A 1,044-nucleotide genomic window follows, 5' to 3' on the forward strand; every position below is an offset into this window, starting at 1 on the left:
CCGCCAGACGCCGTGATCGTCTCGCTGTAACCCGCATTCAGCGTCGCTGCACCAAGCGTCGCAGGCGTAAGCCCTATCGTCGGTGCCGATATCGTGAGGCTATAGGCTCTGGACGCAGTAAACGGCGCGCCGGTACCGGTCGAGCTGTCCGTCGCGGTGATCGTGACGTTGAAAGTCCCTGCCGCGGTCGGCGTGCCGGAAAGGGTGCCACCTGAAGACAAGGTGAGGCCGGCGGGCAGGGCGCCTGCGGTAATCGCGTAGCTATAGGGACTGGTACCGCCGGAAGCTGTCGTGGTCTCGCTATAAGCGACTCCGATGGCGCCTGCAGCCAGCGTCGCCGGGTCCAGTGACAGCGTCGGAGCGGATACGGTGATGCTGACGGTCGCCGGCGCGGACGTGCCGTCGAGATTGGTGGCCGTGTAGGTGAAGCTGTCGGCACCGGCATAGCCTGCCGTCGGCGTATAGGTGATTGAAGTACCCGATGCGGTCGCCGTGCCATGGCTTGCCGCAGTCGCAATCGCAACCGAGAGCGGGGTGCCGCCGGTGATGTTGAGGGTGATCGGATTGGCCGAGGAGTTCTGGGCAACCGTCGCAGTCACACCGTTGGCGATCGGCGGATGGGCAACCAGCACCAGTGTGTAGGCTCTGGAGCCTGTGTAAGGTCCGGAACCGGTGGAGCTGTCGGTTGCGGTGACAGTGAAGTTGAAGGTGCCGGCCGCAGTCGGCGTTCCCGAGAGATCGCCAGCCGAGGAGAGGGTAAGACCGGCCGGCAGGGCACCTGCGGTTACGGCATAGGCGTAGGTACTCGTACCACCCGAGGCCGTGATGGTCTCACTGTAGCTGGCGTTCAACGTGGCAGCGGCAAGCGTTGCCGGGGTAATCGCAATCGTCGGTGCAGCGATGGTGATGCTGTAGGCTTTGGCGACGGCAAACGGAGCGCCGGTACCGGTCGAACTGTCGGTGGCGGTCAGGGTAAAGTTGTACGTGCCGCCGCCCGTTGGCGTGCCGGATATGACACCGGCGGACGAGAGCGTCAGCCCGGCC

Annotated in this window: 1 protein-coding gene; it reads right to left on the reverse strand. The window is 64.9% G+C overall.

Annotated elements, in window-relative coordinates; translation table 11 throughout:
- The coding region (locus A6U86_RS11045) for a putative Ig domain-containing protein (protein ID WP_198929048.1) at positions 1 to 1,044 on the reverse strand (1,044 nt) is incomplete at both ends.

The organism is Rhizobium sp. AC27/96 (assembly GCF_001692325.1).
Classification (GTDB): Bacteria; Pseudomonadota; Alphaproteobacteria; order Rhizobiales; family Rhizobiaceae; genus Rhizobium.